The sequence below is a fragment of the Rhodococcus indonesiensis genome (genome assembly GCF_047782815.1).
In the GTDB taxonomy this organism is placed as follows: Bacteria; Actinomycetota; Actinomycetes; order Mycobacteriales; family Mycobacteriaceae; genus Rhodococcus; species Rhodococcus indonesiensis.
The window spans coordinates 1138188-1164098 of record NZ_CP180630.1 but is presented as its reverse complement, the minus strand read 5'-3'; the positions used below and the strand labels follow the sequence as shown (position 1 = coordinate 1164098).

The window sequence follows — 25911 nt, the reverse complement described above, 5'->3', positions numbered from 1 at the left end:
TGCCGCACGGAACCGTCGCCGCGAGCCTCGGCTGCCATCATGTGGGCATGCGCCGACGTCCGCTCTCCGTCGCAGCCGCGGTCGCGGCCGCGGTCGTGGCCGGTGTGGCGGCCGCCGCGTGCGGCTCCGCCCCGGCGGATCCCGGGCCGCCGGTCGAGCGGCTGCGCACCGAAGTCGTGGCCGTGTACCCGCACGATCCTGCCGCGTTCACTCAGGGTCTCGAGGTGTCCGGCGACGAACTGCTCGAGGGCACCGGCCTGTCCGGCCGATCGTGGATCGCGGCGCGGTCGCTGGCCACCGGCGCCGAACGGGTCCGGGTCCCCGTGCCGGACGACATGTTCGGCGAAGGCATCACGGTCGCCGGCGCCACCGTGTGGCAGCTGACGTGGCAGGACGGGGTCGCGATCGCTCGGGACCGGGACACCCTGGCCGAACGCGGCCGCGCCGGCTACGACGGGGAGGGCTGGGGACTGTGTGCACAGAACGACCGGCTGGTGATGAGCGACGGCACGGCGGAACTGACGTTCCGGCACCCCGGGACCTTCGCCGAGACGGGCCGGGTCACGGTACTGCGTGAGGGCAGCGCCGCCACCCGGCTCAACGAACTCGAGTGCACCGACGACGGTGCGGTGTACGCGAACGTGTGGAAGACCGACGAGATCCTGCGCATCGACCCGGACGAGGGCCGGGTGACCGCCGTGGTGGACGCCGGAGCACTGCGCGAACACCTGACCGAAGGCCGGCGCGAGCGCATCGACGTGCTCAACGGAATCGCCCACCTGCCCGGTACCGATCGCTTCCTCGTCACCGGCAAGTACTGGCCGTCGATGTTCGAGGTGCGGTTCGTGCCGTGACCGCGGCACCGGTGGGGTACGTCGACGAACGCCGATCCGCCCGGTGCGACAGAATTGTGCCGTGACCGATTCGGACGAGGAACGCGCGCACGACGACGCGGACCGTCGTGCCGACGTCGGCGGTCGCCCCCGCCCGTCGGCCCGGGCCCCGCACCCCGGCAACGGCAACTATCCGCCGCCGCGGCGCACGTCCGCGCGGCGCACTCCCCTGCCACCGCTGCACCCGGTCGAGGACGCCCGCCGGCACCGGGGCGACGACACGTCCCGCGGCGAGCGGGCCGACGCCCCACGGGCCCCGCGGATGCCGCGCAAGCTCACGGTCACGCGCGTCGCGGCGCTACGCAGCCGGGAGCTGACGAGCAAGGGCATCGCGACGTTCCGCCGGGCCGCCACGGCGGACGGCGCGGACCGCTCGGGCCTGACGGCCCTGACCTACGCGACGATGGCGAACTTCGCCAGCGACGCCGCGGTCGCCGTGGCCCTGGCGAACACCCTGTTCTTCTCCGCGGCGACGGGTGAGGACAAGACCAAGGTCGCCCTGTATCTGCTCATCACGATCGCCCCCTTCGCGGTGATCGCCCCGCTGATCGGCCCGCTGCTCGACCGGTTGCAGCACGGTCGTCGGCTGGCGCTGGCGACCTCGTTCGCAGCCCGCACCGTGCTCGCGGTGGTGCTGGTGTTCAACTTCGACAGCTGGGGCCTGTACCCCGCCGCCCTCGCGATGATGGTGCTGTCCAAATCGTTCGCCGTGCTCAAGTCGGCGGTGACACCGCGGGTGCTGCCACCCGAGATCGATCTCGTCCGGGTGAACTCGCGGCTGACGGTCTTCGGCCTGGTGGGCGGCACGATGGGCGCCGGGGCGGTCGCCGCCGCCGCGGCCTGGTTGTTCGGCTCGTCCGGGGCCCTGTGGCTGTGTGCCGCCATCACCGCGTTCGGCGCGTACCTGAGCATGCGGATCCCCTCGTGGGTGGAGGTCACCGAGGGTGAGGTGCCGGCCACGCTGTCGTATCACGGTGCCGAGGCCCGCACCGAAGTGGTCGCGGCACCCGGGCGCGCCACCGGCGGCGGGAAGGGCCGTCGCCAGCCGCTGGGACGGGCCGTGCTCACCGGACTGTGGGGTAACGGCACGATCCGGGTGCTCACCGGTTTCCTGACCTTGTTCATCGCCTTCGTCGCCAAGTCGAGGACCGAGCACGAGCCCTTGGTCCAGGCCGCGATGCTGGGCCTGGTCGGCGCCGCCGCCGCCGTCGGCAACTTCACCGGCAACGCGACCGGCGCGCGACTCACCCTGGGCCGGCCGGCCTTGATCGTGGTGCGCTGCACCGCGGCCGTGACGGTGGTCGCGGCGCTGGCCGCCGCGACGGGCAGCCTGTTCACCGCGGCGCTGGTGGCGCTGGTGGGGGCCTGCGCGAGCGCCCTGGCGAAGGTGTCGCTGGATGCGTCCCTGCAGCAGGACCTCCCGGAGGAGTCCATCGCGTCCGGGTTCGGTCGTTCGGAGACGGTGCTGCAACTGAGCTGGGTGTTCGGTGGGGCGCTGGGGGTGCTGCTGCCCACCGAGTACTGGCTCGGGTTCACCGTGATCACGGTCGTGCTGGCCCTCGGGCTGACGCAGACGATCCTCACCTACCGTGGAGGCACCGTCGTTCCGGGCTTCGGAGGCAAACGCCCGGAACACGCCACCCAGGAGACCACCGGTCGCATCCCGCGGCCAGGCGGACGTACGACGAGAAACGGAACCCGATGAGACTGCACCCCCGGACGAAGAAGACGATCGCGATCCTGGTGGTCGTGGCGCTGATCGCGATCGGCGGGCTCACCGCGGTCGTGGTCTCCCTCGTCCGGTCGGCACCGCCGAGCCTGCCCACGGTGACGGCGTATGCGCAGGGCCGTACGGTCACGGTCGATCCCGGCCTGTGCAGCGCCGACGGCACGTGCGCCGGCCTGGAGGCGGTGATGCTCGAGGTCCCGGCCGGCATGCCGCTGCAGTTGTCGCTGCCGTCGGAGATCGCGGAGTCCGACTGGCGGCTCAACGTCACCTACGGCGATCCGCGCACCGGTGAGATCTTCGAGGGGTTCCGTGACTACACGCCCGGTCAGGCCCGTGCCGTGACGGTGCCGTCCGATCCCGGAGCGCAGTTGCTGAACGTGGTGCTGCAGCTGCCCGCGACCGGGGAGCAGGCGCCGGTCTGGGCCATCCAGACGTTCTGAGCCACAACGCGCACGCGTTCCGAGCCACAACGCGCACGCGTTCCGAGCCACAGCGCACGCGAGAGGGGCCTTCCGGTGCTGCACCGGAAGGCCCCTCTCGCTCAGGCGTCAGGCGTCGAGTTCGCGCGCGACGGCGCGCATGACCTCGGAGATCCGCTGGGCGGTCTTGCGCTCGGGATGACGGCCCCTGCGCAGCTCCGGCTGCACGGTGGCCTCGAGGAGCTTGATCATGTCCTCGACCATGCCGTGCAGTTCGTCGGGGGTGTGCCGCTTCTGGGGGGCCGCCTCGCGCCGGCCACCCTGACGGACCGACGGCAACGGCTCGAGCAGTTTCAGACTGAGGGCCTGCGGCCCGCGGCGGCCCGCGGCCATGCCGAACTCGACCCGCTGCCCCGGCTTGAGGCCCTCGACCCCGGCCGGGAGCGCGGACGCGCGTACGTAGACGTCCTCGCCCTCCTCCTGGGACAGGAAGCCGAAGCCCTTCTCCACGTCGTACCACTTCACCTTGCCGGTAGGCACTGCGTTCACCCGCTCCTCGACAGCCGTGCCCCGCAGGGCACGAGTGGATATGCAAAACAACGCGCCCCGCTTCGAGTGCGGGACGCGCAGACATGCGTCAGTGTACCCGTGGCGGAGTCCGCTTCCGAAAGTCCGGCGAAGGCGCGCCGGGCCGCGGAAGCACTACGGTGGAACGCGTGGGTACCTCCAGTTCTTCCGTACCGGGCAACGGCCTGCTCAAGGCCGCGCTGGCCTGCTTCGCGGTCGGGGTCGTCGCCGTCGTGGCGATCTTCCTGACCCCCGTCGTCACCGACGGCCGGCCGGGCCTGGTCCTGTATCTGCTGACTCTCGCCTGGCCGCTCGGTTTCGTGCTGGCCTTGACCTTCGCGCTGCGCTCCGGCCGGCGCGCCCGCGGAAGGGACCGCACGTGAGGATTCTGCTCAACATCATCTGGCTGGTCTTCGGCGGCCTGTGGCTGGCGCTGGGGTACTTCGTGGCGGGCCTGATCTGCTTCGTGCTGATCATCACCATCCCGTTCGGCATCGCGGCGTTCCGCATCGGCGTGTACGCGCTGTGGCCGTTCGGCAAGACGGTGGTGGACAAGCCCACAGCGGGGGCGGGTTCGCTGATCGGCAACGTGATCTGGGTGGTCGTCGCCGGCATCTGGCTCGCCCTGGGGCACGTCGTGACGGCGATCGCGATGGCGATCACGATCATCGGCATCCCGCTGGCGCTCGCGAATCTGAAGATGGTGCCGATCTCGCTGATGCCGCTCGGGAAGGACATCGTCCCGGTGGACAACCGGCCGGGTTACGTGTGACGTTCCTCACATAACGCGGGAATAACGGGGAGGTCGCAGACCGGAACCGGCGATGGACTTTCGGCCCTACCTGCGACTTCATCGCGCCACACCGGCCACCTCTGCATCGTGCGTGCGACGCCCGGCGTTATCAATTGGTGACAATCACCGTCCCGAGCCGTTACCGTCGTGTCCGGCCGGTTGGTTCGGCCACCCCGGGTCCGTCGCGCCAAATCCTGCTCCGCGGAATCCCGGTGTCCCGACGAACGATCCACGGGAGCAGGAAGCGGGGGACCCACACGGTCTCCCAGGGAACACCGATTCCCAGGAGGCACCCGGATCGTCGCCACGGCGACGGTCCTCGGGGTGAAGCCGAATCGCCCACCGGCGAGGAGGCCGGGCTACCTCTTCAGCCCGAACCCGACAGCTGACCTCGCAGGCGCGTACGGAGAGGAACCGGAGCCGACATGAGCGGACGCCATCGCAAACCCACCAACACCGGCCGCACCGTCGCCAAGTTCGCGCTGACCAGCGCCGTTCTCGGCGTCACGGGCGTCGCCTTCAGCGGCACCGCCAACGCCGCTCCCGACTCCGACTGGGATCGCCTCGCGCAGTGCGAGTCCGGCGGCAACTGGGGCATCAACACCGGCAACGGCTACCAGGGTGGCCTGCAGTTCTCCCCCAGCACGTGGAACGCCTACGGCGGCGGCGAGTACGCCGCGACCGCCAACCAGGCCAGCCGTGAAGAGCAGATCGTCGTCGCCGAGCGAGTGCTGGCCGGCCAGGGCTGGGGCGCATGGCCGTCCTGCTCCTCGAGCCTCGGCCTGAGCAGTGCGCCGACGCAGCGCAGCGCGCCGTCCACGAGCGCCGGCACCGTCCAGAACACCCCGGTCGTCGAGGCCGCCCCCGAGGCACCCGAGGTGCCTGCGCTGCCCGCCGAGGCCCAGGGCCTGCGGGCCGGTTTCGAACAGGGTCTCGACGCCCTGCGCCAGGCCGGCATCGCCGTCGACCAGAACCTCGTCGACGCGGTCAACGCCGCCCTGCCGAGCTGACACCCGGCACAGCCGCACGAAAGAGCCCCGCACCTGCAGGTGCGGGGCTCTTTCGCAATCCGGATCAGCGGTTGATGACGGTGCGGGGATGGGTGTACGGGAGGGCGTCGACGGGCAGCGGGAACTCCATCTCCTCACCGTACGGGGACAGCGGGCCGGAACGAGTCGAGGACAACTCGGTGACGGCATGGTCCCCGTCCGCCACCTTGGGCCACCCCGGATCGACGTACTGCTTCTTCGAATTGTCAGCCATGCGCTCATTTTGGCAGGCAGGTTCACGGACAGCCACTTCAGGTCTCTAATCTTGGTGTCGATGACCGCCACCGACCCCGCCGCGCCGGAGACCGGCCCGGAGTCACTCGCCCGCTGGCTCGCCGACCGCCGCGACGCCGACCTCGGCGAGTTGCTGCGCGCCCGCCCCGACCTGGTGGTCCCGCCACCCGCCACGATGACCGTCCTGGCCGGCCGCGCACAGCAGCGTGCTTCGGTGTTCCGCGCCGCCGACGAGCTCTCCGTCCTCGACTTCGGGGTGGTCGAGGCCCTGACCCGGCTGGGGGCCGACCGGGAGCCCGTCACGCGACGCGCTCTGCTCGACTCCCTCTCCGGTCGTGTCACCGCCAAGAACGTCGACCGTTCCCTCGAGGCCCTGCGCCGGCTCTCCTTCGTGTGGGGCCCGGCCGACGGGCTGCGGGTCGTCGAGGCCGCCGCCGCGACGGTGCCGTGGCGCCTCGGCCGCGGCCCCGACCCCGACCAGCTGCCCGACGAACTCGGTACCGTCCTCGCCGGCCTCGACCCGGCCCGGCGCAGCCTGCTCGACACGCTGGCGCGCACCTCCCCCGTCGGGCGGACCCGCGACGCCGCCCCCGGCACCCCCGCCGACCGGCCCGTGCAGCGCCTGATCGCGGCCGGGCTGCTGATCCGGCTCGACGACGAGACCGTCGAGCTGCCGCACCGCGTCGGTCAGGCGCTGCGCGAGGAGGCGCCGTTCGACCCCGCCACCCTCACCCCGCCCCGGCCGCTGCCCGCGACGCACGTCGTCGCCGACGTCAACGCCACCGCGGCGGGTGCCGCCCTCGAGCTGCTGCGGCACTGCGAGAACCTGATCGACGCGCTCGGAGCCCTCCCCGCTCCCGCTCTCAAGTCCGGGGGTCTCGGGGTGCGGGAACTGCGTCGCCTCGCCAAGACGGTCGACGTGGACGAGCAGCTCGCCGCGCTGCTCGTCGAGGTGCTCGCCGCCGCCGGCCTGATCGCGCGGGGCATGCCGCAGCCGGCGCCGACCACGGACGTCGACGACTACTGGGCGCCGACCACCGCCGCCGACGGCTGGTCGAACGCACCCCCCGCGCAGCGCTGGGCCGTGCTCGCCGGCGCGTGGCTCGACGCGCCGCGCCGCATGTGGCTCGTCGGGCGCCGCGACGCGACGGACAAGCCGATCGCCGCACTCTCCGACGAGGTCCGGTCCACCGCCGCACCCCGAGAGCGACGTCTGCTGCTCGAGCTGCTCGCCGAGGTACCCGGGTCGGCGCCCGACGCGGAGGTGGCACGAGCCGTGCTGGCCTGGCGGCGGCCGCGGTGGGCGGCCCGGCTCGGCGGTGACACGGTGGCCGAGACGCTGCGCGAAGCGACGGCATTGGCCGTCGTCGCGCACGGTGCTCTCGCCTCCCCCGGTAAGGCGCTGCTGCACGGCGGCGACCCCGACGCCGAGATGGCCGCGGTCCTGCCCGAGCCGGTCGACTACGTGCTCGTCCAGGCCGACCTGACGGTGGTCGCGCCCGGTCCGCTGGTACCCGAACTCGCGGACCGCATCGCTCTGGTCGCCGACGTCGAGTCGGCGGGCGCCGCGACCGTGTACCGGGTGACCGAGGCCGGCGTGCGCCGCGCCCTGGATGCCGGCACCGGCGCCGCCGACCTGCACGCCCTGTTCGCCACGCATTCGCGAACGCCGGTCCCCCAGGCGCTGACCTACCTGATCGACGACGTCGCCCGCCGTCACGGCCGGCTCCGCGCCGGGGTCGCCGCCTCGTTCGTCCGCTCCGACGACCCCGCGCTGCTGGCCGAGGTACTCCGGCACCCCGTCGCCGTCCACCTCGCCCTGCGTGCCGTCGCGCCGACGGTCGCGATCTCGCAGGCGCCGCTGGCGGAGGTGCTCGCCGAGCTGCGCGGTGCGGGATTTGCGCCGGCGGGCGAGGACGCAACCGGTGCGGTGCTCGATCTGCGGCCGCGAGGCGCACGGGTGTCGGTGCCGCGGGCACGGCCCCGTTACGCCGGCCCGACCCCACCGACCGGGGAGCAGCTCGACAACCTGATCCGCACGCTGCGCGCCGGGGACCGGGCCGCGGCCGCCCCGCGTGGGACCACGGTCCGTGGTGACGGCTCCCGCACCGGCGGTGCCGCGACGATGGCACTGCTGCAGCTCGCCGCGCGCGACAAGCGCAGCGTCCGGATCGGCTACGTCGACGCGCAGGGTGTCGCCACTCATCGCATCGTCGATCCGGTCGCCGTCGGCGGCGGACAGCTCGAGGCGTTCGACCCGGCCGCGGGCACGGTCCGCAGTTTCGTGCTGCACCGCATCACCACGGTCGCCCTCGTCGACTGACGGCGGCGGTGGCGGCCCGGCCGTCCCGCCTGGAGAATGGAGAGGTTGTTCTCTGTTCCCGTGCTAGGAGGCGTCCGTGCCCGACGGACCGTTGATCGTCCAGTCCGACAAGACCCTGCTCCTCGAAGTCGACCATGCGCTCGCCAACGAGGCCCGACAGGCGATCGCTCCGTTCGCCGAACTCGAACGCGCCCCCGAGCACGTGCACACCTACCGCGTCACCCCCCTGGCGTTGTGGAACGCCCGGGCCGCGGGGCACGACGCCGAGCAGGTCGTCGACGCGCTCGTCACCCACTCCCGGTTCGCCGTCCCGCAGCCGCTGCTCGTCGACATCGTCGACACCATGGCCCGCTACGGACGGCTGCAGCTGGTGAAGAACCCCGCGCACGGTCTGACCCTGGTCAGCCTCGACCGGGCAGTGCTCGAGGAGGTGATGCGCAACAAGAAGATCGCCCCGATGCTCGGCGCCCGCATCGACGACGACACCGTGATCGTGCATCCGAGCGAGCGCGGCCGGCTCAAGCAGGTGCTGCTCAAGGTCGGCTGGCCCGCCGAGGACCTCGCCGGCTACGTCGACGGGGAGGCGCACGCGATCAGCCTCGACTTCGAGTCCCACCCCTGGCATCTGCGGGACTACCAGGAGATGGCCGCGGACTCGTTCTGGGCCGGCGGCTCCGGTGTGGTCGTGCTGCCCTGCGGCGCGGGCAAGACGATGGTGGGTGCGGCCGCGATGGCCAAGGCCGGTGCCACCACCTTGATCCTGGTGACCAACACCGTGGCGGGACGGCAGTGGAAGCGCGAACTGATCGCGCGCACGTCTCTCACCGAGGAGGAGATCGGCGAGTACTCCGGGGAGAAGAAGGAGATCCGCCCGGTCACCATCGCCACCTACCAGGTGATCACCCGCAAGTCGAAGGGCGAGTACCGCAACCTCGAGCTGTTCGACTCCCGCGACTGGGGGCTGATGATCTACGACGAGGTGCATCTGCTGCCCGCACCGGTGTTCCGGATGACCGCCGATCTGCAGTCCCGGCGCCGGCTCGGCCTCACTGCGACGCTCGTGCGCGAGGACGGCCGCGAGGGCGACGTGTTCTCGCTGATCGGCCCCAAGCGCTACGACGCGCCGTGGAAGGACATCGAGGCGCAGGGCTGGATCGCGCCCGCGGAGTGCGTCGAGGTGCGGGTGACCCTGACCGACGCGGAACGGATGGCATACGCGGTCGCCGAGCCCGAGGAACGGTACAAGTTGTGCTCGACCGCGCACACGAAGATCGCGGTGGTGAAGTCGATCCTCGACCGGCACCGCGACTCCCCCACCCTGATCATCGGCGCGTATCTCGATCAGCTCGACGAGCTGGGCGAGGCGCTGGACGCCCCGGTGATCAAGGGCTCGACCCGGAACAAGGAGCGCGAGGAGCTGTTCGACCGCTTCCGCGCCGGTGAGCTGAAGGTGCTCGTCGTGTCCAAGGTCGCGAACTTCTCGATCGACCTGCCCGAGGCCTCCGTGGCGGTGCAGGTGTCCGGCACGTTCGGTTCGCGGCAGGAGGAGGCGCAGCGTCTCGGCCGGTTGCTGCGTCCCAAACACGACGGCGGGCAGGCGCACTTCTACTCGGTCGTCGCGCGCGACACCCTCGACGCCGAGTACGCCGCGCACCGGCAGCGGTTCCTCGCCGAGCAGGGCTATGCGTACCGGATCACCGACGCCGACGATCTGCTCGGGCCCACCATCGGCTGACTGGTTCAGCCGGCCGGGAGGCGGTACTCCTGTTCCGGGCGTCCCGTGCTGCCGTACCGCAGCTGCATCCGCAGCTGCCCCTTGGTGACGAGCGCGGCGAGATAACGCTGAGCCGTCGCGCGGGACACCCCGATCGTCACCGCCACCTCCCCCGCCGACATGGGCGTCGCCGACGACGAGAGTGCTTGCAGGACAAGTTCTTTGGTCACCGAACGGGGCGCCCGGTCGGCGGTGCCCGACGGCGCGGGCCGCAGCGCGGCGAGCGCCGAGTCGATCTCGGCCTGGGTGAGTTCGGCTCCGGCTACCAGACGCCGGTACTGCGCGTACGCCGACAACCGGCGGGCCAGTTCGGTATTGGGAAACGGCTTGACCAGATAGCCCGAGGCGCCGGCGGCCAGCGCGGCCCGCACCGTCGCGCCCTCGGACGCCGCACCGAGTACGAATGCGTCGCAGTCGAGTTCTCGGATCAGCCCGATGCCGGAACCGTCCGGCAGGTACACGTCCACGAGCGCGAGATCGATCGCAGTCTCGCGGACCGCGGCGCGGGCGGCCGCGAGGGTGCCGGCGACCGCCGCCACCCGGAACCCGGCGACCGCGGCCACCACGCTCGCGTGCAACTCCGCGACCCGGAAGTCGTCGTCGACGACGAGCACCGTCAGATCGGATCCGCCCATCCGGTGTCTCCTTCGTCGAGTACGTCGGTCAGGGTGGCGACGAACACCGCGCCACCCGTGGGATTGTCCGGGGTGCGCCGCCCGCCGGGATCGGCGAGGGTCACATCGCCGCCGTGCTGCCGGGCCACCTGCCGCGCCAGGGCCAGGCCCATGCCGCGACCACCCGGGACGGCACCGTCGGCGTGGGTGGTGACGCCCTCACCGAAGATCTCCCCGCTCCGTCCGGCCGCGATCCCCGCGCCGGTGTCCGCGACGGCCACGTGCAGGTCGCGGCCGGCCTCGACGAGTTCGACCTCCACCTCGGCGGGGTCGTGCCCGTGTTCGCGAGCCGCCTCGATCGCGTTGTCGAGCAGATTGCCCAGCACGGTCGTGACGTCCACGGGGCATCGGACGGTGCCCCGCACCCAGGTGTTCTCACCGAGAACGAGCGCCACCCCGCTCTCCCGCGCGTGGGCAGCCTTGGCGGTGAGAAAGGCGTGCAGGTACGGATCGGCGACGGCGTCGAGCCCCTCGAGGGGCCGGCCCGCCGGTCCGGCGCCGAGGAGCTGCTCGAGGTACTCGGTGGCCTGCACGCTGCGTCCCTGCTGCAGCAGGCCGTAGAGCAGATGCAGACGATTGGCGGTCTCGTGGCGCTGGGCCCGCAGCGCGGTGGTCAGCGACTGCACGGCGTCCAGCTCACGGGTGAGCTTCTCGACGTCGGTCCGGTCGCGCACCGACATCACGGTGCCCAGGTCGCGCCCGTCGCGCCGGACGCGACGCGCCACGGCGAGGACGATCCGGTCACCCACGGCCGCCGCCACCGGCTCGTCGCGGGGGCTGCGCGCGACGTCGAGCAGGCGCGGGGTCAGGCCGACGTCCTCGAGCCGGTCCCCCGCCCCGCCCCGTAGGTCGAGCAGCCGGCGGGCCTCTGCATTGACGACGGTGACCGTCCCTTCGGTGTCGGCACCGATCACCCCTTCCCCGATGCCGTGGAGCACGACCTCCTGCTCGCGGACCAGCTCGGCCAGCTGCTCGGGTTCGAGGCCGAGGGTCAGCCGCTTCCACCGCCGGGCCAGCAGGGCCGAACCCGCGGCACCGCAGGCCAGGGCCCCGGCTGCGACGAGAGACGCCTGCGCGACGTCCTCGCGTAGTTCCGACCGGATGCGGTCGGTGGCGATGCCGACGCTGACCTCGCCCACGACCCGGTCCGAGCCGGGGGCGACGACCGGCACCTTGGCGCGGACGGAGTCGCCCAGGGTGCCGCGCTCGCTACGTACCACTTCCCGGCCGGCCAGGACCTCGTCCGGGTCGGTGCTGACGCGCAGTCCGAGCAGGTCGGGGTCGGGATGGGCCAGGCGCAGCCCCTGCTCGTCCGTGACCACCACGAACAGCGCGCCCGTGGCGCCACGGACCGCCTCGGCAGCCTGCTGGACGGTACCGGAGGCGAGTTCCGGGTTGCCGGGTGCGACGACCCCGTCGTCGGCGGCGGCGAGCCGGGCCACCTCGGCCCGGACCGTGGCATCGACTGCCACGGTCCGGGCGACGGCGAGGGCCCGTTGTCCGTGCTCGTCGGTGACGCGGTGCTCGGTGGTGGTGACGAACGCCGCGAATCCCAGCCCGAGGGCCGCCGCGACGACGGCGGACTGCAACAGCAGCACCTGGGTCCGCAGCCTCACGACGCCTCCGGTGGTTCCGGGTCCGACACGATCGATCCGTTTCCCGCGACGGTACGTCGCCGCCGGGCTCAGCCGAGCGGGATCTGACCCAGTGCGACGCCCACGACCAGCATCGTGAGCGAGACGATCGTCGCACGCCACAGCACCTTGCGGTGGTGGTCGGCGAGCTGCACGCCGGCGAGGGTGACGAGCAGCAGGATCGCGGGCACGAGCGGGCTCTGCATGTGTACGGGCTGGCCGGTGATCGAGGCGCGGGCCATCTCGACCGGTTCGATCCCGTACTGGGCGGCGGTCTCGGCGAGCACCGGCAGCACCCCGAAGTAGAAGGCGTCGTTGGTCATGAAGAACGTGAACGGAATGCTGAGCACACCCGTGATCACCGCGAGGAACGGTCCGAGCGCGTCCGGGATCACTCCGGTCAGCCACAGCGCCATCGACTCCACCATGCCGGTGCCCTGGAACACCCCGGTCAGCACGGCCGCGGCGAACACCATGGCGACCACCGACACGATGCTCGACGAGTGCCGGACGATCGCCTCGGACTGGTCGGCCACGCGCGGGAAGTTCACCGCCAGCGCCAGACCGGCGGCGATCATGAACAGCACGGGGATGGGCAGGACGTCGAGGCCGAGGACGACGAGCAGGGCGACGGTGAGCAGGGCGTTGAACGGCAGCAGCTTCGGTCGCAGCGTCGCGCGGTTCGGATCGAGGGCGGCGGCGAATCTCCCGGTCTCGTCGTCGCCGCCGTCGGCGTCGGCGCCCGGACCGGTCCCGGTCGCTCGGGATCCGCCCGATCCGCCGGAGCCGGTCGATCCGCCGCGGCCGACACCCGCCAGGACCGGTTCCGCGGTCCACACCAGCTTGCCGAGACGCCGGCGTTCCATGACGCCGAGGTGCAGCGCGAAGCCGAGCACGACGACGAGGCCCACGAGCAGCGAGGGGATCATCGGCACGAACACGTCCGACGGGGACAGGCCCAGGGCGCTGGCGGCACGGACCGTCGGCCCGCCCCACGGGATGATGTTCATCGTCGCGTTCGACAGGCCCGCGACGACCGTCAGGATCACGGGGCTCACCCGCAGCTTCAGGTACAGCGGCAACATCGCCGACGTCGTGATGATGAACGTGGTCGAGCCGTCGCCGTCGAGGGAGACGATCATCGCCAGCACCGCCGTGCCGACGACGAGCCGCGCCGGGTCGTCGCGCACGAGTCGCAGGATCAGCCGCACCAGCGGGTCGAACAGGCCGACGTCGATCATGATCCCGAAGAAGATGATTGCGAAGAACAGCAGCGCCGCGGTCGGGGCCAGGTCGGTGACGCCGTCGATGATCATGTCGCCGAGATCGAGTCCGGCGCCGGCGAACAGCCCGAAGGCGACCGGGACCAGGATGAGACCGACGACGGGCGTGGCCCTCTTGGACAGGATCAGGTACATGAAGACGGCGACCATGAGGAAGCCGAGGAAGACAAGCATGATCTGCTCGCTTTCGTCTGGGACGGTGCGGAGGAGGTTCGAGAACCGGGTCGCTGCCCGGTGTGATCCCTGCTACACCGAAGTGTGAGGCCGCCCACTACGAGTGGTCACCGTTGCGTGCGATAGCCCCGTTGTGCGCATTCTGCTCGAGTCGACTCGACCTCTCGCGGCGGGTTTCGCCGGCCGTTCCCGGGGTAGCCGTATGCATGGGTGCACGGGGCACAGCAGAGGGACGGACCACCCGCAGCAACGCCGGCCGAACGACCGGCAGCAGGGAACGACCGCCCCGCAGACGGACGGCCGCCACGAAATCGACGACCGCGGCACCGGCCACAGCGAAATCGACGACGGCGAGGTCGACCACCGCGAGCTCGACCACCGCGAAGTCGACCACCGCACGGACAGGCACCGCGAAATCGACCACCACGCGGTCGGGCACGACTGCGCCACGGCGGACGGACACCGCGAAATCGGCCACCGCGAAATCGAGCACCGCGAAATCGAGCACGACTGCGCCACGGCGGACGGATCCGGATCGGCGAGCTGGACGCGCCGCCGGAACCCGTACGGATGCCCCACGGCGCGGCCGGAGGCAGGACACCGCCACACGCCGGACCCGTCCACGGACGCAGACCGCCGAGGGGCAGGCCCGCTCGCGGACTCGGGAAAAGCCGCATACGTCCACCGGCTCCCGCCCCCGGTCCTCCGAGCGTCCGCCGGTCGCGGTATCGGAACGCCGGGGATCGACAGGACACGCCGACCACGCTCCGCGGCGCAAGCGGCGGCCCTTGGCGGCCGCCGTCGAGTGGCTGAAGACCCACGTTCGCCGACTCACCCGAGCGGTGCGGAAGCGCCTGGACGCGGTGATGCGCGATGTCCCCGGCTCGACGGACCGGCTCATCGATTCCGTCACCGAGGGCAATGCGAGCAGAAGAGCCGTCCTGAAAGGCGCGAAGGCCGCCCTGACCGGCAAGAACCCCGTGTGGGCCGCCGTCAAGGGTCTGATCTCCGGTCTGAGCACCAGGACCAAGATCCTGCTGGCCCTCCTCGTCGTCCTCGTCGCGCTGCTGGCTCCGGTCCTGCTCGTGGTCGCCCTGCTGGTCCTGCTCGTCGCATGGCTGGTCGCGGCGGTACGGGCCGCCACCCGGTGAGCGTCCCTCGACACCACGCCCCTCGACACCACGCCCCTCGACACCACGCCACAGACAGCCCCGACAGGGCTCCACCGTGGCAGGCCGGTCGCATAAGCTGACCTCGTGCGTCGTTTCGACTTTCCCGTGGACCTGCCCCACGCCAAGGCCGTGAACCAGACCGTCGCCGAGGTGCGGCGACTGCGGGTGTCGGCGATCGTGCTGGCGGTGCTGTTCGCCGCAGCCGCCGTATGGCTGATCCTGATCGGCCGGGCGTGGTCCTTCGTCGTCGCGGCCGTCGTTGTCGTCGCCGCGCTCACCGCCGCGTGGGTCGCGGTATGGGCTCCGCGCAAGGTGGGCGCGATCCAGGACCTGTACCGGGACAGCCCGCTGGTTCCGGCTGTGGTCTCCGAACTCCGGCCGCGGGGGATGACGCTGCTCGCGCTCGTCGACATTGCCAAGCCGGAGACCGGCGGCCACCGCTACGCCCTGGTCGCCCGGGACGTCACGGCCGTACCGGGACATCGCGTGCGGGTCGGCGAGCGCGTGCCGTCCGTCGCGGTGCTGTCGGACCGCACCACCCGCAACACGAGCGGCGTATGGCAGATGGTCAGCCCGATGCCGATTGCGTGGGGCACCCGGGACGCGTCGGTGCTGCGCGAGGCCGCCGCCGCGATCGACGAGACCGAGTGGAAGGTGCTCGAGGGCAAGCTGTCCCGCTCGGACGAGGTCGCGGCCAGCGAGGAGCGCCGGCTCGTGCTGGACCCGAAAGACCTGCCCGCCGACCTGCGCTGACCATGCGCCCCGTCGTCCTCACCGGAAGCACCGTCGTTCTCACGGTGCCCCGGCCGGGCGACGTCGATGCGATCACGGCCGCCTGCCGGGACCGGTCGATCGCGAGGTGGACGACGGTCCCGGACCCCTACACGCGGGCGGACGCGCAACGGTTCGTCGGCGACGTGGTGCCTGCGGGCTGGGCGGCGCACAGCCCGGTATGGGCGGTGCGGACGTCCGCCGACGGTCCGCTGCTGGGCACGATCGGGCTGATCGAGCGGGACGCATCGGCAGCGGAGATCGGGTACTGGATCGCCCCGGCCGCTCGCGGCCGCGGACTCGCGACGGAATCGGTGAACCTGCTGTGCGACTTCGCTTTCCGATCGGACGGACTGAAACTGGACCGCATCGAGTGGCGGGCGCTGGCCGGGCACCGCGCGTCGGCGGCGGTGGCCCGCCGCGTCGGCTTCCGCTTCGAAGGCGTACAGCGGCGGGGAATATTGCAGCGCGGGGTACGGCACGACGCGTGGGTCGCGGGCCTGTTGCCCGACGACCCACGCGTACCGGCCGACGGATGGCCGATGTGATCGGCGGGGCCGGTCAGAGCAGTTCGGGCAGGACCTCCTTCTCGAACAGCTCGATGCCCGAGGTGTCGTAGGCGGCCTCGGGGAAGTAGAGGATCGCGTACGTCATGCCCTGCTTCTTCAGCGCCGTGAAGTTCTCGACGATCTGCTCGGGCGTTCCCACGGCGGGCAGACCCCGGAAGGCGTCGAGCGCACCGTCGGCCTTCTCCGGCCCGACGTACGGTTCGAGCCGGGCCCGCAGCGTGTCGAGACGCTCCTGCACCTCGGCCTCGGTGCGGCCGATGGCGACGTTGTAGTTCGCCGAGCGCACGATGGCGTCGAAATCGGTGCCCACGTCGGCACAGTGTCCCCGCAGGATCTCCGACTTGTGCGCGAAACCGTCCGGGGTGCCGTCGAAGTTGGTGTACTGCGCGTACTTCGCGGCGATCTTCAGCGTCACCTTCTCCCCGCCACCGGCGATCCACAACGGGATGCCGCCCTCCTGCAGCGGCAGCGGCCGCACGACGGCACCGTCCACCTGGTAGTGCCTGCCGTGCAGGGTGGCCGTGCCGGTGGTCCAGGCCTGACGGAAGATCTGCACACCCTCGTCGAGGCGGCGCAACCGTTCCGGCGCGGACGGGAAGCCGTATCCGTAGGCGCGCCATTCGTGCTCGTACCATCCGCCGCCGATGCCCATCTCGATGCGGCCGCCGGAGACGATGTCCGCGGTCGCGGCGACCTTCGCCAGGTAGGCGGGGTTGCGGTAGCCCATGGCGGTGCACATCTGCCCGATCCGCACCTTCTCGGTGACCGCGGCGAACGCCGACACCAGCGTCCATGCCTCATGGGTGGCCTCGTCGGTGGGCAGCGGCACGGTGTGGAAGTGGTCGTACACCCAGATCGACTCCCACGGTCCGCTGTCGGCGCGCCGGGCGAGATCACGCATCACCCGCCACTGCTCGGCGGGTTCGATGCCGACGAGGTCGAGCCGCCAGCCCTGGGGGACGAACATTCCGAATCGCATGGGGGATTCCTGTCTTCGAGGTCGGGGCCTGCATGCCGGCCGGGTGACGGCGACGCCGCCCACCGGCCGATCCCCAGTATCGCGGACCGGCCCCGCTCGCGCGGGGTTGCCTTCGCGCGAGCGGGGCCGCGCAGTCAGGCCGTCGCCGCTCGAGCCCGCGCAGCCCCGAAGCGGGCGGCTGGGCGGTCGAGTCCGTAGTGGCCGCGCAGCGTCGTGGCCGTGTACTCGGTGCGGAACAATCCGCGCTCCTGCAGGATGGGGACCACACGGGTGGTGAAGTCCTCGAGACCACCCGGCAGGTAGGGCGGCATGACGTTGAAACCGTCGGCGGCTTCGCGGTCGAACCACAGCTGCAGATCGTCGGCGATCTGTTCGGGGGTGCCGGCGACGGTGCGGTGCCCGCGGCCGCCCCCGAGCTTCCCGATGAGCTGGCGCACGGTCAGGTGCTCGTTCTCGGCGAGGTTCTTCACCAGCTCGTAGCGGCTCTTGTTGCCCTGGATCCGGTCGAGCGGCGGCAACGGGGGCAGCGGTGCGTCGAGAGCATGTTCGGTGAGGTCCACCCCCACCATCCCCGAGAGCTGACGCAACGAGTACGCCGGTGAAATCAGGTCGGTGAACTCCTGCTCGAGCGCCTTCGCCTCGGCCTCGGTGTCGCCGATGAACGGCACGATCCCGGGGAGTACCTTCAGGGAGTGCGGATCCCGCCCCGCCCCGGCCACCCGCGCCTTCAGATCGCGGTAGAACGCCTGCCCCTCGGCCAGGGTGCGCTGCGCGGTGAAGACCGCCTCGGCGTACCGGGCGGCGAAGTCCTTACCGCTCTCCGAAGATCCGGCCTGCACCAGGACGGGGCGGCCCTGGGGCGAGCGCGGGGAGTTCAGTGGGCCGCGCACCTTGAACCGGGCACCGTCGTGGTCGATGGTGCGCACCTTGGCCGGGTCGGCGAACCGGCCGCCGGCGACGTCCAGCTCGACGGCGTCGTCGTCCCAGCTGTCCCACAGGTCGACGGCGACGTCGACGAATTCGGCGGCGCGGTCGTAACGGCCGGCGTGGTCGGGGGTCTCGTCGTAGCCGAAGTTGGCTGCCTCGTCGGCGCCACCCGAGGTCACGATGTTCCAGCCGGCACGGCCGTGGCTGATGTGGTCGAGCGAGGCGAACTTGCGGGCGAGAGTGAAGGGTTCGTTGTAGCCGGTCGACGCGGTGGCGATCAGGCCCACCCGCTCGGTGACGACGGCCATCGCGGACAGCAGGGTGATCGGCTCGAAGACCGCCTGGATGTTGTGTTCGACGCGGGGACCGGTCGCGAGGCCGTCGGCGAAGAACACCGAGTCGAGCTTGCCGCGTTCGGCGATCTGCGCGAGCTCTTGGAAGTGTGCGACGTCGAGGACACGGCGCTCGTCGGTGCGGGGGTGCCGCCAGGCGGCCTCGTGGTGGCCGACTCCCATCAGGAACGCGTTGAGGTGGAACTGCTTCGGGGACTGGGACATGACAACCTATCCGGGTGTGTGGGAACGAGGGGACTACCGGTCCGCGCGCCAGCGGGAGAGCCGGCGCTCGACCGCGACGAGGATCCCGTTGAAGGTCAGGCCGACGAGGGAGATGGCGACGATGCCGGCATACATGTTCGGGATCTGGAAGTTGAGTTGCGAGGCGGTGATGAGATAGCCGAGACCTGCTTTGGCGCCGACCATCTCGGCCGCAATGAGCACGAGGATCGACGAGGCCGCGGCCATCCGGATGCCGGTGAAAATCGTCGGCACGGCAGCCGGCAGGATCACCTTCTGGAACAGGCGGTAGGAAGGCAGACCGAGGGAACGGGCCGATTTGACCAGCAGCGGATCCACCGTGCGCACGCCGGAGATGGTGTTGAGCAGGATCGGGAAGGTGCTCGCGTAGATCACCAGCGCCACCTTCGAGGTCTCGCCGATGCCCAGGATCAGGATGAACACGGGCAGCAGTGCGAGCGCGGCAGTGTTGCGGAACAGCTCCAGGATCGGATCGAGGAACTCGGCCACCGGCCGGTACCAGCCGATCGCCACCCCGAGCGGGATCGCGACGAGCACTGCGATCACGAATCCGGTGACGGCCCGGGACAGGCTGGCGCCGAGGTGTTCGACGAGCTGGCCACTACCGATCAGCTGGGTGAATGCCTCGGCGACCACGGTGAAGGGCGGCAGGAACACCTCGTCGACGAGCCCGAACCGGGGCGCGGTCTCCCAGACCGCGAGGAAGGCCAGGATCGCGACGGCCGGTTTCACCCTGCGCCACACGAAGGCACCGACCCGGCGTCCGGCCCCGGCGCCCGGTGCGGACGCGGGCGGCGTGGATCGCTCCTCGGCGAGGACGTCGTCGAGCTCGGCCGGGGCGATCAGGGTTGCGCTCGGACTAGACATGCTGCACCTCCGGGATTGCGGCACCGTGGTTCTGCGCGCGCTCGATCTCCGAGTGCAGCAACGACCAGATCCGGTGCCGGTAGTGTCGGAACGCCTCGCCGGACCGGACGTCGTCGACGGTGCGATCGATGTCGATGTCCACGACGGTCTTGATCCGCCCGGGCCGGGACGTCAGCACAGCGACGCGCTGTCCGAGGTAGATCGCCTCGTCGATGCCGTGGGTGATGAACAGAATGGTCTTGCCGGTCTCGTGCCGGATCCGCAACAGCTCGTCCTGCAACGACTCCCGGGTCTGCGCGTCGAGGGCGGCGAACGGCTCGTCCATGAGGAGCACCTCGGGGTCGAACGCCAGGCTCCGGGCGATCGCGACGCGCTGTTTCATGCCGCCGGACAGCTCGTGCGGATAGCGATCGCCGAACCCGCGCAGCCCCACCAGCTCGAGGTAGTGCTCGGCGAGCTCGCGCCGCTGCCGCCGGGGCAGGCCCTTCGCTTCGAGACCGAATTCGATGTTGTGCCGGGCGGTGCGCCACGGCAGGAGTGCGTACTGCTGGAAGACGATGCCCCGGTCCAGTCCCGGCCCGGTGATCGGCTGTCCGTCGAGCAGGATCCGTCCCGACGTCGGGCTGCTCAGCCCGCCGAGAAGGTCGAGCAGCGTGGACTTTCCGCACCCGCTGGGACCGACGAGGACGAGGAGCTCACCGTCGGCGACGTCGAGGCTGACGTCCTCGAGGGCAGTGAACGCGGTGTTCGTACCGCGGACCGGGAACTGCTTGGTCACGTGCTCGAGACGGAGCTTCGGGGTGGTGCTCATTTCGCCTCCTCGACGGGTTCACCGTTCGGACCGCTCGTCGGTTCGTAGGTGCCGTTGGCGTAGGGGTTGAATTCGTTGGTGTAGATGTCGGCCGGGGTGAACGTGCCCTCGGGCAGTTCGCCGTTCCGGGCGAGCCAGTCGAGCCAGGTCTGGATCTCCTGTTCGGTGATCGTCCCACCCGGGCCGGCGACGCCGGGGCTCTTGTAGAACTCGACGAGGTCGGTGTTCTCGTTGCGGCCGCGGCCGTTGATGATTTCCTTGTACTCGGCGATGACCTCGCCGCGTGGGGTGGTCTGCGCCCAGCGAATGGCCCGCGCCGTGCCCTGCACGAAATCCGCCACCGCATCGCGATTCTCGGCGATGAAGTCGTCGCGGAAGACGTACGTGCCGTAGCTGAACGCCCCGAACAGGGACTCGTCGGTGAACAGTGGGCGGATTCCGCCGCGCGCGACCGCGGTCTCGCGGAACACGCTGCCGAGGGTGCCCACGTCGATCTGCCCCTCCCGCAGCGCCTGCTCGGTGTTCACCGGCGGCACGACGATCAGTTCGACCTGCCCGATCTCGGCCGGCGTCAGCCCCTGCCGGGCGAGCCATTCGCGGACGAGGAACTCGTGGTGCGCACCGAGCGTGTTCATCCCCACCTTCTTGCCGATCAGATCCCGGGCCGTGCGGATCGGGCTGTCCTCGAGCACGTAGTAGCCGTTGAACGACTGCTCGTCCGAGCCGTAGTAGCTGATGACCGAGGTGATCGGCGAGTCGGCGGCGGCGAGCTTGATGACGGCACCGTTGAACGCGCCGCCGAATTCGGTCTGTCCGGTGGCGGCGGACTGGATGTCCTGCGGACCGCTGGTGGTGTCACCCACCCAGTCCAGGGCGACGCTCTCGTAGTAGCCCAGGCTCTCCGCGAGTTCGGGGTAGGTGACCTGACCGGCCGAGCCCTGGTAGCGCAGGACGGTGCGACCGTCCTCGGTGGTGGCGGCCCCCGACCCCGACGAGCAGGCCGCGACCCCCGCGGCGAGGGTGACGAGGGTGGCTGCGACCGCAGTCGACCGGGCCAGCCGGCTGCGCAGCGTGGAATACGACATCGCGAGAGTTGTCCCTTACGTTCGGCGAAGAGGCCCGGCACAGCGGGCACGGAGAAGTGCGGTGCGGCGACGGCGAGGCGTCCACGACACCGGGATTCGCGGTGCAGCAACGGAAGATCGAGCGCCGGCATCCGGACGGGCCGGACGGGCGGGCTACACCGGGAGGGTCAGCGACAACAGTCCGGACACTCGTACACGGTGGTCTCCTTCTGCGGCGATCGGACTCCGGAAGTCTGGCCCGGGCCGCCGCGAGGGGTCAACGCTTCGGCGCATCCGTGTGCGAATCCCTTGACATGCCCGATCCGCTACCGTAACGGCCGCGCTCCCGATGCCCGTACGATCGGCCCATGCGCACCGCCGTGCTCGCCGACGCCTTCGAGCAGCATCGGCCGCACCTGCTCTCCGTCGCCTACCGGCTGACCGGCAGCGTCGCCGACGCCGAGGACGCGGTCCAGGACGCCTGGCTGCGTCTCGACCGCGCGGACGCGGACGGCATCGACGATCTGCGGGCGTGGCTGACCACCGTGGTCGGACGTCTGTGCCTGGACCGGCTGCGGTCGGCCGCGGTACGTCGCGAGAGCTACGTCGGCCAGTGGCTGCCCGAGCCGATCGTCACTCCCCTCGGCGGACCGGCGCCCCCCGATCCTCTGGAAGCCGTTGTGCAGCAGGAGGACAGCCGGATGGCAGCGATGGTCGTGCTGGACACGCTCACCCCGGCCCAGCGCGTCGCGTTCGTCCTGCACGACGGGTTCGCGGTGCCGTTCGACGAGATCGCCGCCGTTCTCGACGTCACGCCGGCGTCCGCGCGCCAGCTCGCCTCCCGCGGCCGGCGGGCCGCCGCGGCCGCGCCGCCGCCCGTGCCGGCCGCCGAGCACGTCGAGGCGGTACAGCGGCTGATGACGGCCCTCGCCTCCGGGGACCTCGCGGCGGTGGTCGCGGCGCTCGACCCCGAGGCCCGGGTCATCGGGGACGCGGGCGGCACCACCCGCACCGCGATCAACGTCGTCGTCGGCGCCGAGCGGTTCGCCCGGTTCTTCCTCGGCCTGATGCAGCGCTACGGCGCCGAAGCGTTCCTGGCCGGCACGCCGGCGCTCGTCAACGGCGAACTGGGGTTCGTCAGCGCCGGTTCCCCCGGCGACGGGACCCACCGCGCCTTCGCCGGACGGGTCATCGGCTGCACCGTACGTGACGGGCGGGTGTGGGCGGCCTACGACATGGCCAATCCCGACAAGCTCCGCGGCGTCCGTCTCGACGGTTAGAGTCGCGGTCATGGAGCCCAGGCTGAGCTTCGTCACCCTTGCCGTCGCCGACCTCGAGCGCACCCGGCGCTTCTACGTCGACGGGCTCGGCTGGACGCCCGTCGTCGACGTGCCCGGCGAGGTGCTGATGTTCCAGGTCGGACCGCACCTCGTCCTGTCCCTGTGGGACGAACAGCACTTCGCGGCCGAGGTCGGTCCCGTCGAGCGCAGCGGCGTCCCGCCCGTGACGCTCGCCCACAACGTCGCCGACCGAGCAGATGTCGACCGCGTGCTGGACACCGCCCGCCGCGCCGGAGCCGATCCGGTCTCCGACGCGGTCGAGCGCGAGTGGGGCGGCTACACAGGGTATTTCGCGGACCCCGACGGATTCCGGTGGGAGATCGCCTGGAATCCGGGTCCCATCGGTCAGCTCGTGCTGCCCTGAGCCGCGTCGTCCTGCAGCCACGGCACCCGACACGCGTCGGTGCTGAACCCCTGCTCGTGGATGCCCAGGGCCGAGTTCATGCGGGCCCGCATGTTCTCGAGCGCAATCTGGTAGGTCAGTTCCACAAGCCCGGCCCGCCCGAAGCGCCGCTCGAGGTCGGCGACCTGCTCGTCCGTCACCGTGACGGCCGCGCCGCCGGCACCGCCGGCTCCCGTCATCGCGTCGGCGTACGCGATGGCCGCACGCTCGTCGTCGCTGTAGGCGTCGGAGGTTGCGTAGTCGGCGATGTGCTCGAGGCGGTCCACGTCGAGGCCGTCGAGCCGCTGCAGCATCGTGCCGAAGTCGACGCACCAGGAGCACCCGACGCTCCAGGCCACCCGGTACACCGCGAGTTCGCGCACATGCGGCGGCAGCACCGTCGAGGCGCGCTCGACGAGCGTCTCGTGCACGGCGCTCGCCCGCATCAGCGCCGGATGGTGGGCGTAGACGGCGAACGGCTCGGGCACCTCCCCGAAGCGGCGCCGGGCCATCCGATAGGCGATCTTCGTAGTGACACCGGCCTCGGCCGGTGTCACCGCAGGAATACGCGCCATGTTCCTACTCCGTTCCCCGGGTCCCGGACGGGACCGTTCATCTCTTCGGACGAGACAGCCCCGCCGGATGTGACACGACCGCTGCCGGGGGCCGCGCAGGACGCGGCTAAGCTGCCGAAATGGCAGAAATCGCGCCCTCCCGCCGGGTCCGCACGGTCGAAAGGCTGCGTCCGTTCGCGTCCACGATCTTCGCCGAGATGACCGCCCTGGCTGTGACGCACGACGCGGTGAACCTCGGCCAGGGCTTTCCCGACACGGACGGCCCCCGCGCGATGCTCGACGTCGCGCGCCAGGCCATCGCCGACGGTGTCAACCAGTACCCGCCCGGGCCGGGCATGCCCGAACTGCGGCGGGCGATCGCAGCGGACCGGGCCGGCCGGTACGGACTCGAACACGACCCCGACGGCGAGGTCCTCGTCACCGTCGGCGCCACCGAGGCGATCAGCGCCGCCATCCTCGGACTCGTCGAGCCCGGTGACGAGGTACTGCTCACCGAGCCCTACTACGACTCCTACGCCGCGTCCGTCGCACTCGCCGGGGCGACCCGCCGCACCGTTCCGCTCACTCGGGCCGGCTCGGGGTTCGTCCTGGACGTCGACGCGCTGCGCGCCGCGGTCACCGACCGCACCCGGATGCTGGTGGTCAACACCCCGCACAATCCGACGGGGACGGTCTACGACGACGACGCGCTCCGCTCGCTCGCGGAACTGGCGTGCGAACGCGACCTGCTGGTGCTGTCCGACGAGGTGTACGAGCATCTGGTGTTCGACGGCCGGCAGCACCGGCCCATCGCGTCGCTGCCCGGCATGGCCGAACGCACCGTCACCGTGTCCAGCGCCGCGAAGATGTTCAACGTCACCGGCTGGAAGATCGGGTGGGCGCTCGGCCCCCGCGAGCTGATCGACGGGGTGCGCACGGCGAAACAGTTCATGTCGTTCGTCGCCGGAGCACCGTTCCAGCCCGCCGTGGCGTACGCGCTGACCCACGAGCAAGCGTGGGTCGCCGCCCAGCGCGACGATCTGCAGCGCAGGCGCGACCTGCTCTCCGCAGCGCTCACCGACGCCGGATTCGGTGTGTTGGACTCGGCCGGAACGTATTTCGTGTGCGCGGACGTCACCCCCGTCGGCGTGACGGACGGTGTCGCCTTCTGCCGAACCCTGCCCGAGCGCATCGGCGTGGCCGCGGTCCCGGTCAGCGCCTTCGTCGACGACCCCCGGCAGTGGAATCACCTGGTCCGGTTCGCCTTCTGCAAACGCGACGACGTCCTGCTGGAGGGTGTCCGGCGGCTGCGCAGCCTGCGGGAGCACGGCTGACCATGACCGCCCCCGCCACCATTCCCTCCGACTTCGTGCGCCGCTCGGTGGTACTGGCCGAGGCGAACGGGGTGGATCTGGCCCCGGCCCTGGACGCGGCACGGATCAGTCGCGCGGTGCTCGCCCACCCGCACGCGCGCCTGACCCCCGAGCAGGTCACCCGGTTCACCCAGAAGACCTGGGAACTGACCGGTGACGAACTGTTCGGACTCGGGCCTGGACCCGTACCCCGCGGCACATTCCGGGTGATGTGCCTGACGCTGATCCACTGCCGGGACCTCGCGCAGGCCCTCGAACGGATGATCCAAGTCAACCAGGTGCTGCCGACGCTGCCACGACTACGGCTCACGCCGGGCCCGCAGACGACCCGGCTCGAGGTGGTGCTGGAGTCGTGCGACGACAAGAGCCGCGTCATCATCGACTTCCTGCTCATCCTGCTGCACCGCTTCGCGGCCTGGCTCGTCGGCGGACGCGTACGGCTGGCCTCGGTCTCGGTCCCCTACGGCGAGCCCGATCCGGTGCTGGCGAAGAACTACGACGCGATCTTCGGGGTGCCGGTCACCTTCGACGCCGCCGGCGCGATACTCGAGATCGACAACGCGGCCCTGCGGTCGCCCATCGTCCAGACCGAGGAGACCCTCGAGGACTACCTGCGCGAATCACCGAACCTGATGATGTCGGAACGCGATTACGACTCCACCGCCGCGTCGCAGGTGCGGCGGATCCTCGAGTCGGGCATGGAGGGTCGCACGGCGACCGCCGAGGAGGTTGCGGAGATGCTGTCGGTGAGCGCCCCGCATCTGCGGCGTCTGCTCAGGCAGGAGGGCACCTCTCTCGGGCAGTTGCGCGAGGAGGTGCTGAGGGATACGGCGATCGCCGGGTTGCGCCGCGGCGAGGCGGTGGACGCCCTGTCGGCCCGACTCGGCTTCTCCGAGCCGAGTGCGTTCCGGCGCGCCTTCAAGCGATGGACCGGTAAGACGCCCCGCGCCTACCGGTAGG

27 protein-coding genes and 1 riboswitch are annotated in these 25911 nt (G+C 71.2%); of the genes, 15 read left to right on the top strand and 12 right to left on the bottom strand.

Annotated features, from left to right (window positions below; translation table 11 throughout):
* Positions 1 to 47: 47 nt before the first annotated feature.
* The 3 genes from ACM26Y_RS05475 to ACM26Y_RS05465 all read left to right on the top strand — a co-directional run bounded on the left by ACM26Y_RS05475 (position 48) and on the right by ACM26Y_RS05465 (position 3062).
* Positions 48 to 854, top strand: coding sequence for a glutaminyl-peptide cyclotransferase (locus ACM26Y_RS05475; protein WP_416062862.1), 807 nt, complete (start codon positions 48 to 50; stop codon positions 852 to 854).
* 61 nt (positions 855 to 915) lie between these two features.
* Positions 916 to 2598, top strand: coding sequence for an MFS transporter (locus tag ACM26Y_RS05470; protein ID WP_054371190.1), 1683 nt, complete (start codon positions 916 to 918; stop codon positions 2596 to 2598).
* The gene (locus ACM26Y_RS05465) at positions 2595 to 3062 is read left to right on the top strand and encodes a DUF2771 family protein (protein ID WP_416062861.1); all 468 of its coding nucleotides are present in this window, start codon (positions 2595 to 2597) and stop codon (positions 3060 to 3062) included. Before ACM26Y_RS05470 ends, ACM26Y_RS05465 begins: the two co-directional genes overlap by 4 nt.
* A gap of 108 nt (positions 3063 to 3170) precedes the next feature.
* On the opposite strand, the gene ACM26Y_RS05460 is transcribed toward ACM26Y_RS05465, so the two are convergent.
* Positions 3171 to 3581 carry a cold-shock protein gene (locus ACM26Y_RS05460; protein ID WP_193788702.1) on the bottom strand — a complete coding sequence of 137 codons (411 nt, stop codon included), beginning with the start codon at positions 3579 to 3581 and terminating at the stop codon, positions 3171 to 3173.
* A 167-nt stretch (positions 3582 to 3748) separates the two neighbouring features.
* Here ACM26Y_RS05460 and ACM26Y_RS05455 point away from each other — a divergent pair, with 167 nt between their 5' ends.
* From ACM26Y_RS05455 to ACM26Y_RS05445, 3 genes are all read left to right on the top strand, one after another.
* Positions 3749 to 3991 carry a hypothetical protein gene (locus ACM26Y_RS05455; protein ID WP_010593973.1) on the top strand — a complete coding sequence of 81 codons (243 nt, stop codon included), beginning with the start codon at positions 3749 to 3751 and terminating at the stop codon, positions 3989 to 3991.
* On the top strand, positions 3988 to 4380 hold the full coding sequence (locus ACM26Y_RS05450; RefSeq protein WP_003936419.1) for a YccF domain-containing protein: 393 nt from the start codon (positions 3988 to 3990) through the stop codon (positions 4378 to 4380). Before ACM26Y_RS05455 ends, ACM26Y_RS05450 begins: the two co-directional genes overlap by 4 nt.
* Positions 4381 to 4591: 211 nt before the next feature.
* A riboswitch (cyclic di-AMP (ydaO/yuaA leader) is annotated at positions 4592 to 4817 on the top strand.
* Positions 4818 to 4826: 9 nt separating this feature from the next.
* The gene (locus tag ACM26Y_RS05445; protein ID WP_003936420.1) at positions 4827 to 5411 is read left to right on the top strand and encodes a resuscitation-promoting factor Rpf1 domain-containing protein; all 585 of its coding nucleotides are present in this window, start codon (positions 4827 to 4829) and stop codon (positions 5409 to 5411) included.
* 64 nt (positions 5412 to 5475) lie between these two features.
* On the opposite strand, the gene ACM26Y_RS05440 is transcribed toward ACM26Y_RS05445, so the two are convergent.
* Positions 5476 to 5664 (bottom strand): hypothetical protein, encoded by a 189-nt coding sequence (locus ACM26Y_RS05440; RefSeq protein WP_003936421.1) that lies wholly within the window; start codon positions 5662 to 5664, stop codon positions 5476 to 5478.
* Positions 5665 to 5724: 60 nt separating this feature from the next.
* On the opposite strand from ACM26Y_RS05440, the gene ACM26Y_RS05435 reads away from it, so the two are divergent.
* Together ACM26Y_RS05435 and ACM26Y_RS05430 are read left to right on the top strand one after the other, a co-directional pair.
* On the top strand, positions 5725 to 8007 hold the full coding sequence (locus tag ACM26Y_RS05435; RefSeq protein ID WP_416062860.1) for a helicase-associated domain-containing protein: 2283 nt from the start codon (positions 5725 to 5727) through the stop codon (positions 8005 to 8007).
* A 76-nt stretch (positions 8008 to 8083) separates the two neighbouring features.
* Positions 8084 to 9742: a DNA repair helicase XPB gene (locus tag ACM26Y_RS05430; RefSeq protein ID WP_003936423.1), complete on the top strand. Its 1659-nt coding sequence runs from the start codon at positions 8084 to 8086 to the stop codon at positions 9740 to 9742.
* A 5-nt stretch (positions 9743 to 9747) separates the two neighbouring features.
* On the opposite strand, the gene ACM26Y_RS05425 is transcribed toward ACM26Y_RS05430, so the two are convergent.
* The 4 genes from ACM26Y_RS05425 to ACM26Y_RS05410 form a co-directional block, all read right to left on the bottom strand.
* The gene (locus ACM26Y_RS05425; RefSeq protein WP_003936424.1) at positions 9748 to 10416 is read right to left on the bottom strand and encodes a response regulator; all 669 of its coding nucleotides are present in this window, start codon (positions 10414 to 10416) and stop codon (positions 9748 to 9750) included.
* Positions 10398 to 12071, bottom strand: a complete 1674-nt coding sequence (locus ACM26Y_RS05420; RefSeq protein ID WP_416062859.1) for an ATP-binding protein — start codon at positions 12069 to 12071, stop codon at positions 10398 to 10400. The genes ACM26Y_RS05425 and ACM26Y_RS05420 overlap by 19 nt, the downstream gene beginning before the upstream one ends.
* 68 nt (positions 12072 to 12139) lie before the next feature.
* Entirely contained in the window at positions 12140 to 13546 is a 1407-nt protein-coding gene (locus ACM26Y_RS05415) for a CitMHS family transporter (protein WP_003936426.1), read from the bottom strand.
* Between the two features lie 97 nt (positions 13547 to 13643).
* The gene (locus ACM26Y_RS05410; protein ID WP_416062858.1) at positions 13644 to 14054 is read right to left on the bottom strand and encodes a hypothetical protein; all 411 of its coding nucleotides are present in this window, start codon (positions 14052 to 14054) and stop codon (positions 13644 to 13646) included.
* A 334-nt stretch (positions 14055 to 14388) separates the two neighbouring features.
* On the opposite strand from ACM26Y_RS05410, the gene ACM26Y_RS05405 reads away from it, so the two are divergent.
* From ACM26Y_RS05405 to ACM26Y_RS05395, 3 genes are all read left to right on the top strand, one after another.
* Entirely contained in the window at positions 14389 to 14697 is a 309-nt protein-coding gene (locus ACM26Y_RS05405) for a hypothetical protein (protein WP_416062857.1), read from the top strand.
* Between the two features lie 105 nt (positions 14698 to 14802).
* The gene (locus tag ACM26Y_RS05400) at positions 14803 to 15471 is read left to right on the top strand and encodes a DUF3239 domain-containing protein (protein ID WP_416062856.1); all 669 of its coding nucleotides are present in this window, start codon (positions 14803 to 14805) and stop codon (positions 15469 to 15471) included.
* 2 nt (positions 15472 to 15473) lie between these two features.
* Complete coding sequence (locus ACM26Y_RS05395; RefSeq protein WP_416062855.1) at positions 15474 to 16037, top strand: GNAT family N-acetyltransferase; 564 nt, start codon at positions 15474 to 15476, stop codon at positions 16035 to 16037.
* Positions 16038 to 16050: 13 nt separating this feature from the next.
* Here ACM26Y_RS05395 and ACM26Y_RS05390 read toward each other — a convergent pair whose 3' ends face one another.
* The 5 genes from ACM26Y_RS05390 to ACM26Y_RS05370 form a co-directional block, all read right to left on the bottom strand.
* Positions 16051 to 17037 carry an LLM class F420-dependent oxidoreductase gene (locus tag ACM26Y_RS05390; RefSeq protein ID WP_416062854.1) on the bottom strand — a complete coding sequence of 329 codons (987 nt, stop codon included), beginning with the start codon at positions 17035 to 17037 and terminating at the stop codon, positions 16051 to 16053.
* Between the two features lie 134 nt (positions 17038 to 17171).
* A complete protein-coding gene (locus ACM26Y_RS05385) occupies positions 17172 to 18521 on the bottom strand; it encodes an LLM class flavin-dependent oxidoreductase (protein WP_416062853.1) in 1350 nt (449 codons plus the stop codon).
* A gap of 33 nt (positions 18522 to 18554) precedes the next feature.
* Entirely contained in the window at positions 18555 to 19427 is an 873-nt protein-coding gene (locus ACM26Y_RS05380; RefSeq protein ID WP_416062852.1) for an ABC transporter permease, read from the bottom strand.
* Positions 19420 to 20238 (bottom strand): ABC transporter ATP-binding protein, encoded by an 819-nt coding sequence (locus ACM26Y_RS05375; protein ID WP_416062851.1) that lies wholly within the window; start codon positions 20236 to 20238, stop codon positions 19420 to 19422. Before ACM26Y_RS05375 ends, ACM26Y_RS05380 begins: the two co-directional genes overlap by 8 nt.
* Positions 20235 to 21323: an ABC transporter substrate-binding protein gene (locus tag ACM26Y_RS05370; RefSeq protein WP_416062850.1), complete on the bottom strand. Its 1089-nt coding sequence runs from the start codon at positions 21321 to 21323 to the stop codon at positions 20235 to 20237. The genes ACM26Y_RS05375 and ACM26Y_RS05370 overlap by 4 nt, the downstream gene beginning before the upstream one ends.
* Positions 21324 to 21670: 347 nt before the next feature.
* Here ACM26Y_RS05370 and ACM26Y_RS05365 point away from each other — a divergent pair, with 347 nt between their 5' ends.
* Positions 21671 to 22582: a sigma-70 family RNA polymerase sigma factor gene (locus ACM26Y_RS05365; protein ID WP_416062849.1), complete on the top strand. Its 912-nt coding sequence runs from the start codon at positions 21671 to 21673 to the stop codon at positions 22580 to 22582.
* A 10-nt stretch (positions 22583 to 22592) separates the two neighbouring features.
* Positions 22593 to 23006 (top strand): VOC family protein, encoded by a 414-nt coding sequence (locus tag ACM26Y_RS05360; protein ID WP_416062848.1) that lies wholly within the window; start codon positions 22593 to 22595, stop codon positions 23004 to 23006.
* Here ACM26Y_RS05360 and ACM26Y_RS05355 read toward each other — a convergent pair.
* Positions 22988 to 23599: a carboxymuconolactone decarboxylase family protein gene (locus ACM26Y_RS05355; RefSeq protein WP_289380874.1), complete on the bottom strand. Its 612-nt coding sequence runs from the start codon at positions 23597 to 23599 to the stop codon at positions 22988 to 22990. The two genes, ACM26Y_RS05360 and ACM26Y_RS05355, sit on opposite strands and share 19 nt — an antisense overlap.
* A 119-nt stretch (positions 23600 to 23718) precedes the next feature.
* Between ACM26Y_RS05355 and ACM26Y_RS05350 the strand changes: the two genes are divergently transcribed.
* Complete coding sequence (locus ACM26Y_RS05350; RefSeq protein WP_289380873.1) at positions 23719 to 24912, top strand: pyridoxal phosphate-dependent aminotransferase; 1194 nt, start codon at positions 23719 to 23721, stop codon at positions 24910 to 24912.
* Between the two features lie 2 nt (positions 24913 to 24914).
* A complete protein-coding gene (locus tag ACM26Y_RS05345) occupies positions 24915 to 25910 on the top strand; it encodes an AraC family transcriptional regulator (protein WP_416062847.1) in 996 nt (331 codons plus the stop codon).
* Position 25911: the final 1 nt, after the last annotated feature.

What these genes read in the sequence shown, in the direction of transcription:
- ACM26Y_RS05355 (WP_289380874.1), bottom strand. Translation starts at nt 23,599, where the DNA reads ATGGCGCGTATTCCTGCGGTGACACCGGCCGAGGCCGGTGTCACTACG.
- ACM26Y_RS05365 (WP_416062849.1), top strand. Translation starts at nt 21,671, where the DNA reads ATGCGCACCGCCGTGCTCGCCGACGCCTTCGAGCAGCATCGGCCGCAC.
- ACM26Y_RS05360 (WP_416062848.1), top strand. Translation starts at nt 22,593, where the DNA reads ATGGAGCCCAGGCTGAGCTTCGTCACCCTTGCCGTCGCCGACCTCGAG.
- ACM26Y_RS05380 (WP_416062852.1), bottom strand. Translation starts at nt 19,427, where the DNA reads ATGTCTAGTCCGAGCGCAACCCTGATCGCCCCGGCCGAGCTCGACGAC.
- ACM26Y_RS05390 (WP_416062854.1), bottom strand. Translation starts at nt 17,037, where the DNA reads ATGCGATTCGGAATGTTCGTCCCCCAGGGCTGGCGGCTCGACCTCGTC.
- ACM26Y_RS05415 (WP_003936426.1), bottom strand. Translation starts at nt 13,546, where the DNA reads ATGCTTGTCTTCCTCGGCTTCCTCATGGTCGCCGTCTTCATGTACCTG.
- ACM26Y_RS05475 (WP_416062862.1), top strand. Translation starts at nt 48, where the DNA reads ATGCGCCGACGTCCGCTCTCCGTCGCAGCCGCGGTCGCGGCCGCGGTC.
- ACM26Y_RS05375 (WP_416062851.1), bottom strand. Translation starts at nt 20,238, where the DNA reads ATGAGCACCACCCCGAAGCTCCGTCTCGAGCACGTGACCAAGCAGTTC.
- ACM26Y_RS05465 (WP_416062861.1), top strand. Translation starts at nt 2,595, where the DNA reads ATGAGACTGCACCCCCGGACGAAGAAGACGATCGCGATCCTGGTGGTC.
- ACM26Y_RS05395 (WP_416062855.1), top strand. Translation starts at nt 15,474, where the DNA reads ATGCGCCCCGTCGTCCTCACCGGAAGCACCGTCGTTCTCACGGTGCCC.
- ACM26Y_RS05440 (WP_003936421.1), bottom strand. Translation starts at nt 5,664, where the DNA reads ATGGCTGACAATTCGAAGAAGCAGTACGTCGATCCGGGGTGGCCCAAG.
- ACM26Y_RS05445 (WP_003936420.1), top strand. Translation starts at nt 4,827, where the DNA reads ATGAGCGGACGCCATCGCAAACCCACCAACACCGGCCGCACCGTCGCC.
- ACM26Y_RS05370 (WP_416062850.1), bottom strand. Translation starts at nt 21,323, where the DNA reads ATGTCGTATTCCACGCTGCGCAGCCGGCTGGCCCGGTCGACTGCGGTC.
- ACM26Y_RS05425 (WP_003936424.1), bottom strand. Translation starts at nt 10,416, where the DNA reads ATGGGCGGATCCGATCTGACGGTGCTCGTCGTCGACGACGACTTCCGG.
- ACM26Y_RS05345 (WP_416062847.1), top strand. Translation starts at nt 24,915, where the DNA reads ATGACCGCCCCCGCCACCATTCCCTCCGACTTCGTGCGCCGCTCGGTG.
- ACM26Y_RS05350 (WP_289380873.1), top strand. Translation starts at nt 23,719, where the DNA reads ATGGCAGAAATCGCGCCCTCCCGCCGGGTCCGCACGGTCGAAAGGCTG.
- ACM26Y_RS05435 (WP_416062860.1), top strand. Translation starts at nt 5,725, where the DNA reads ATGACCGCCACCGACCCCGCCGCGCCGGAGACCGGCCCGGAGTCACTC.
- ACM26Y_RS05385 (WP_416062853.1), bottom strand. Translation starts at nt 18,521, where the DNA reads ATGTCCCAGTCCCCGAAGCAGTTCCACCTCAACGCGTTCCTGATGGGA.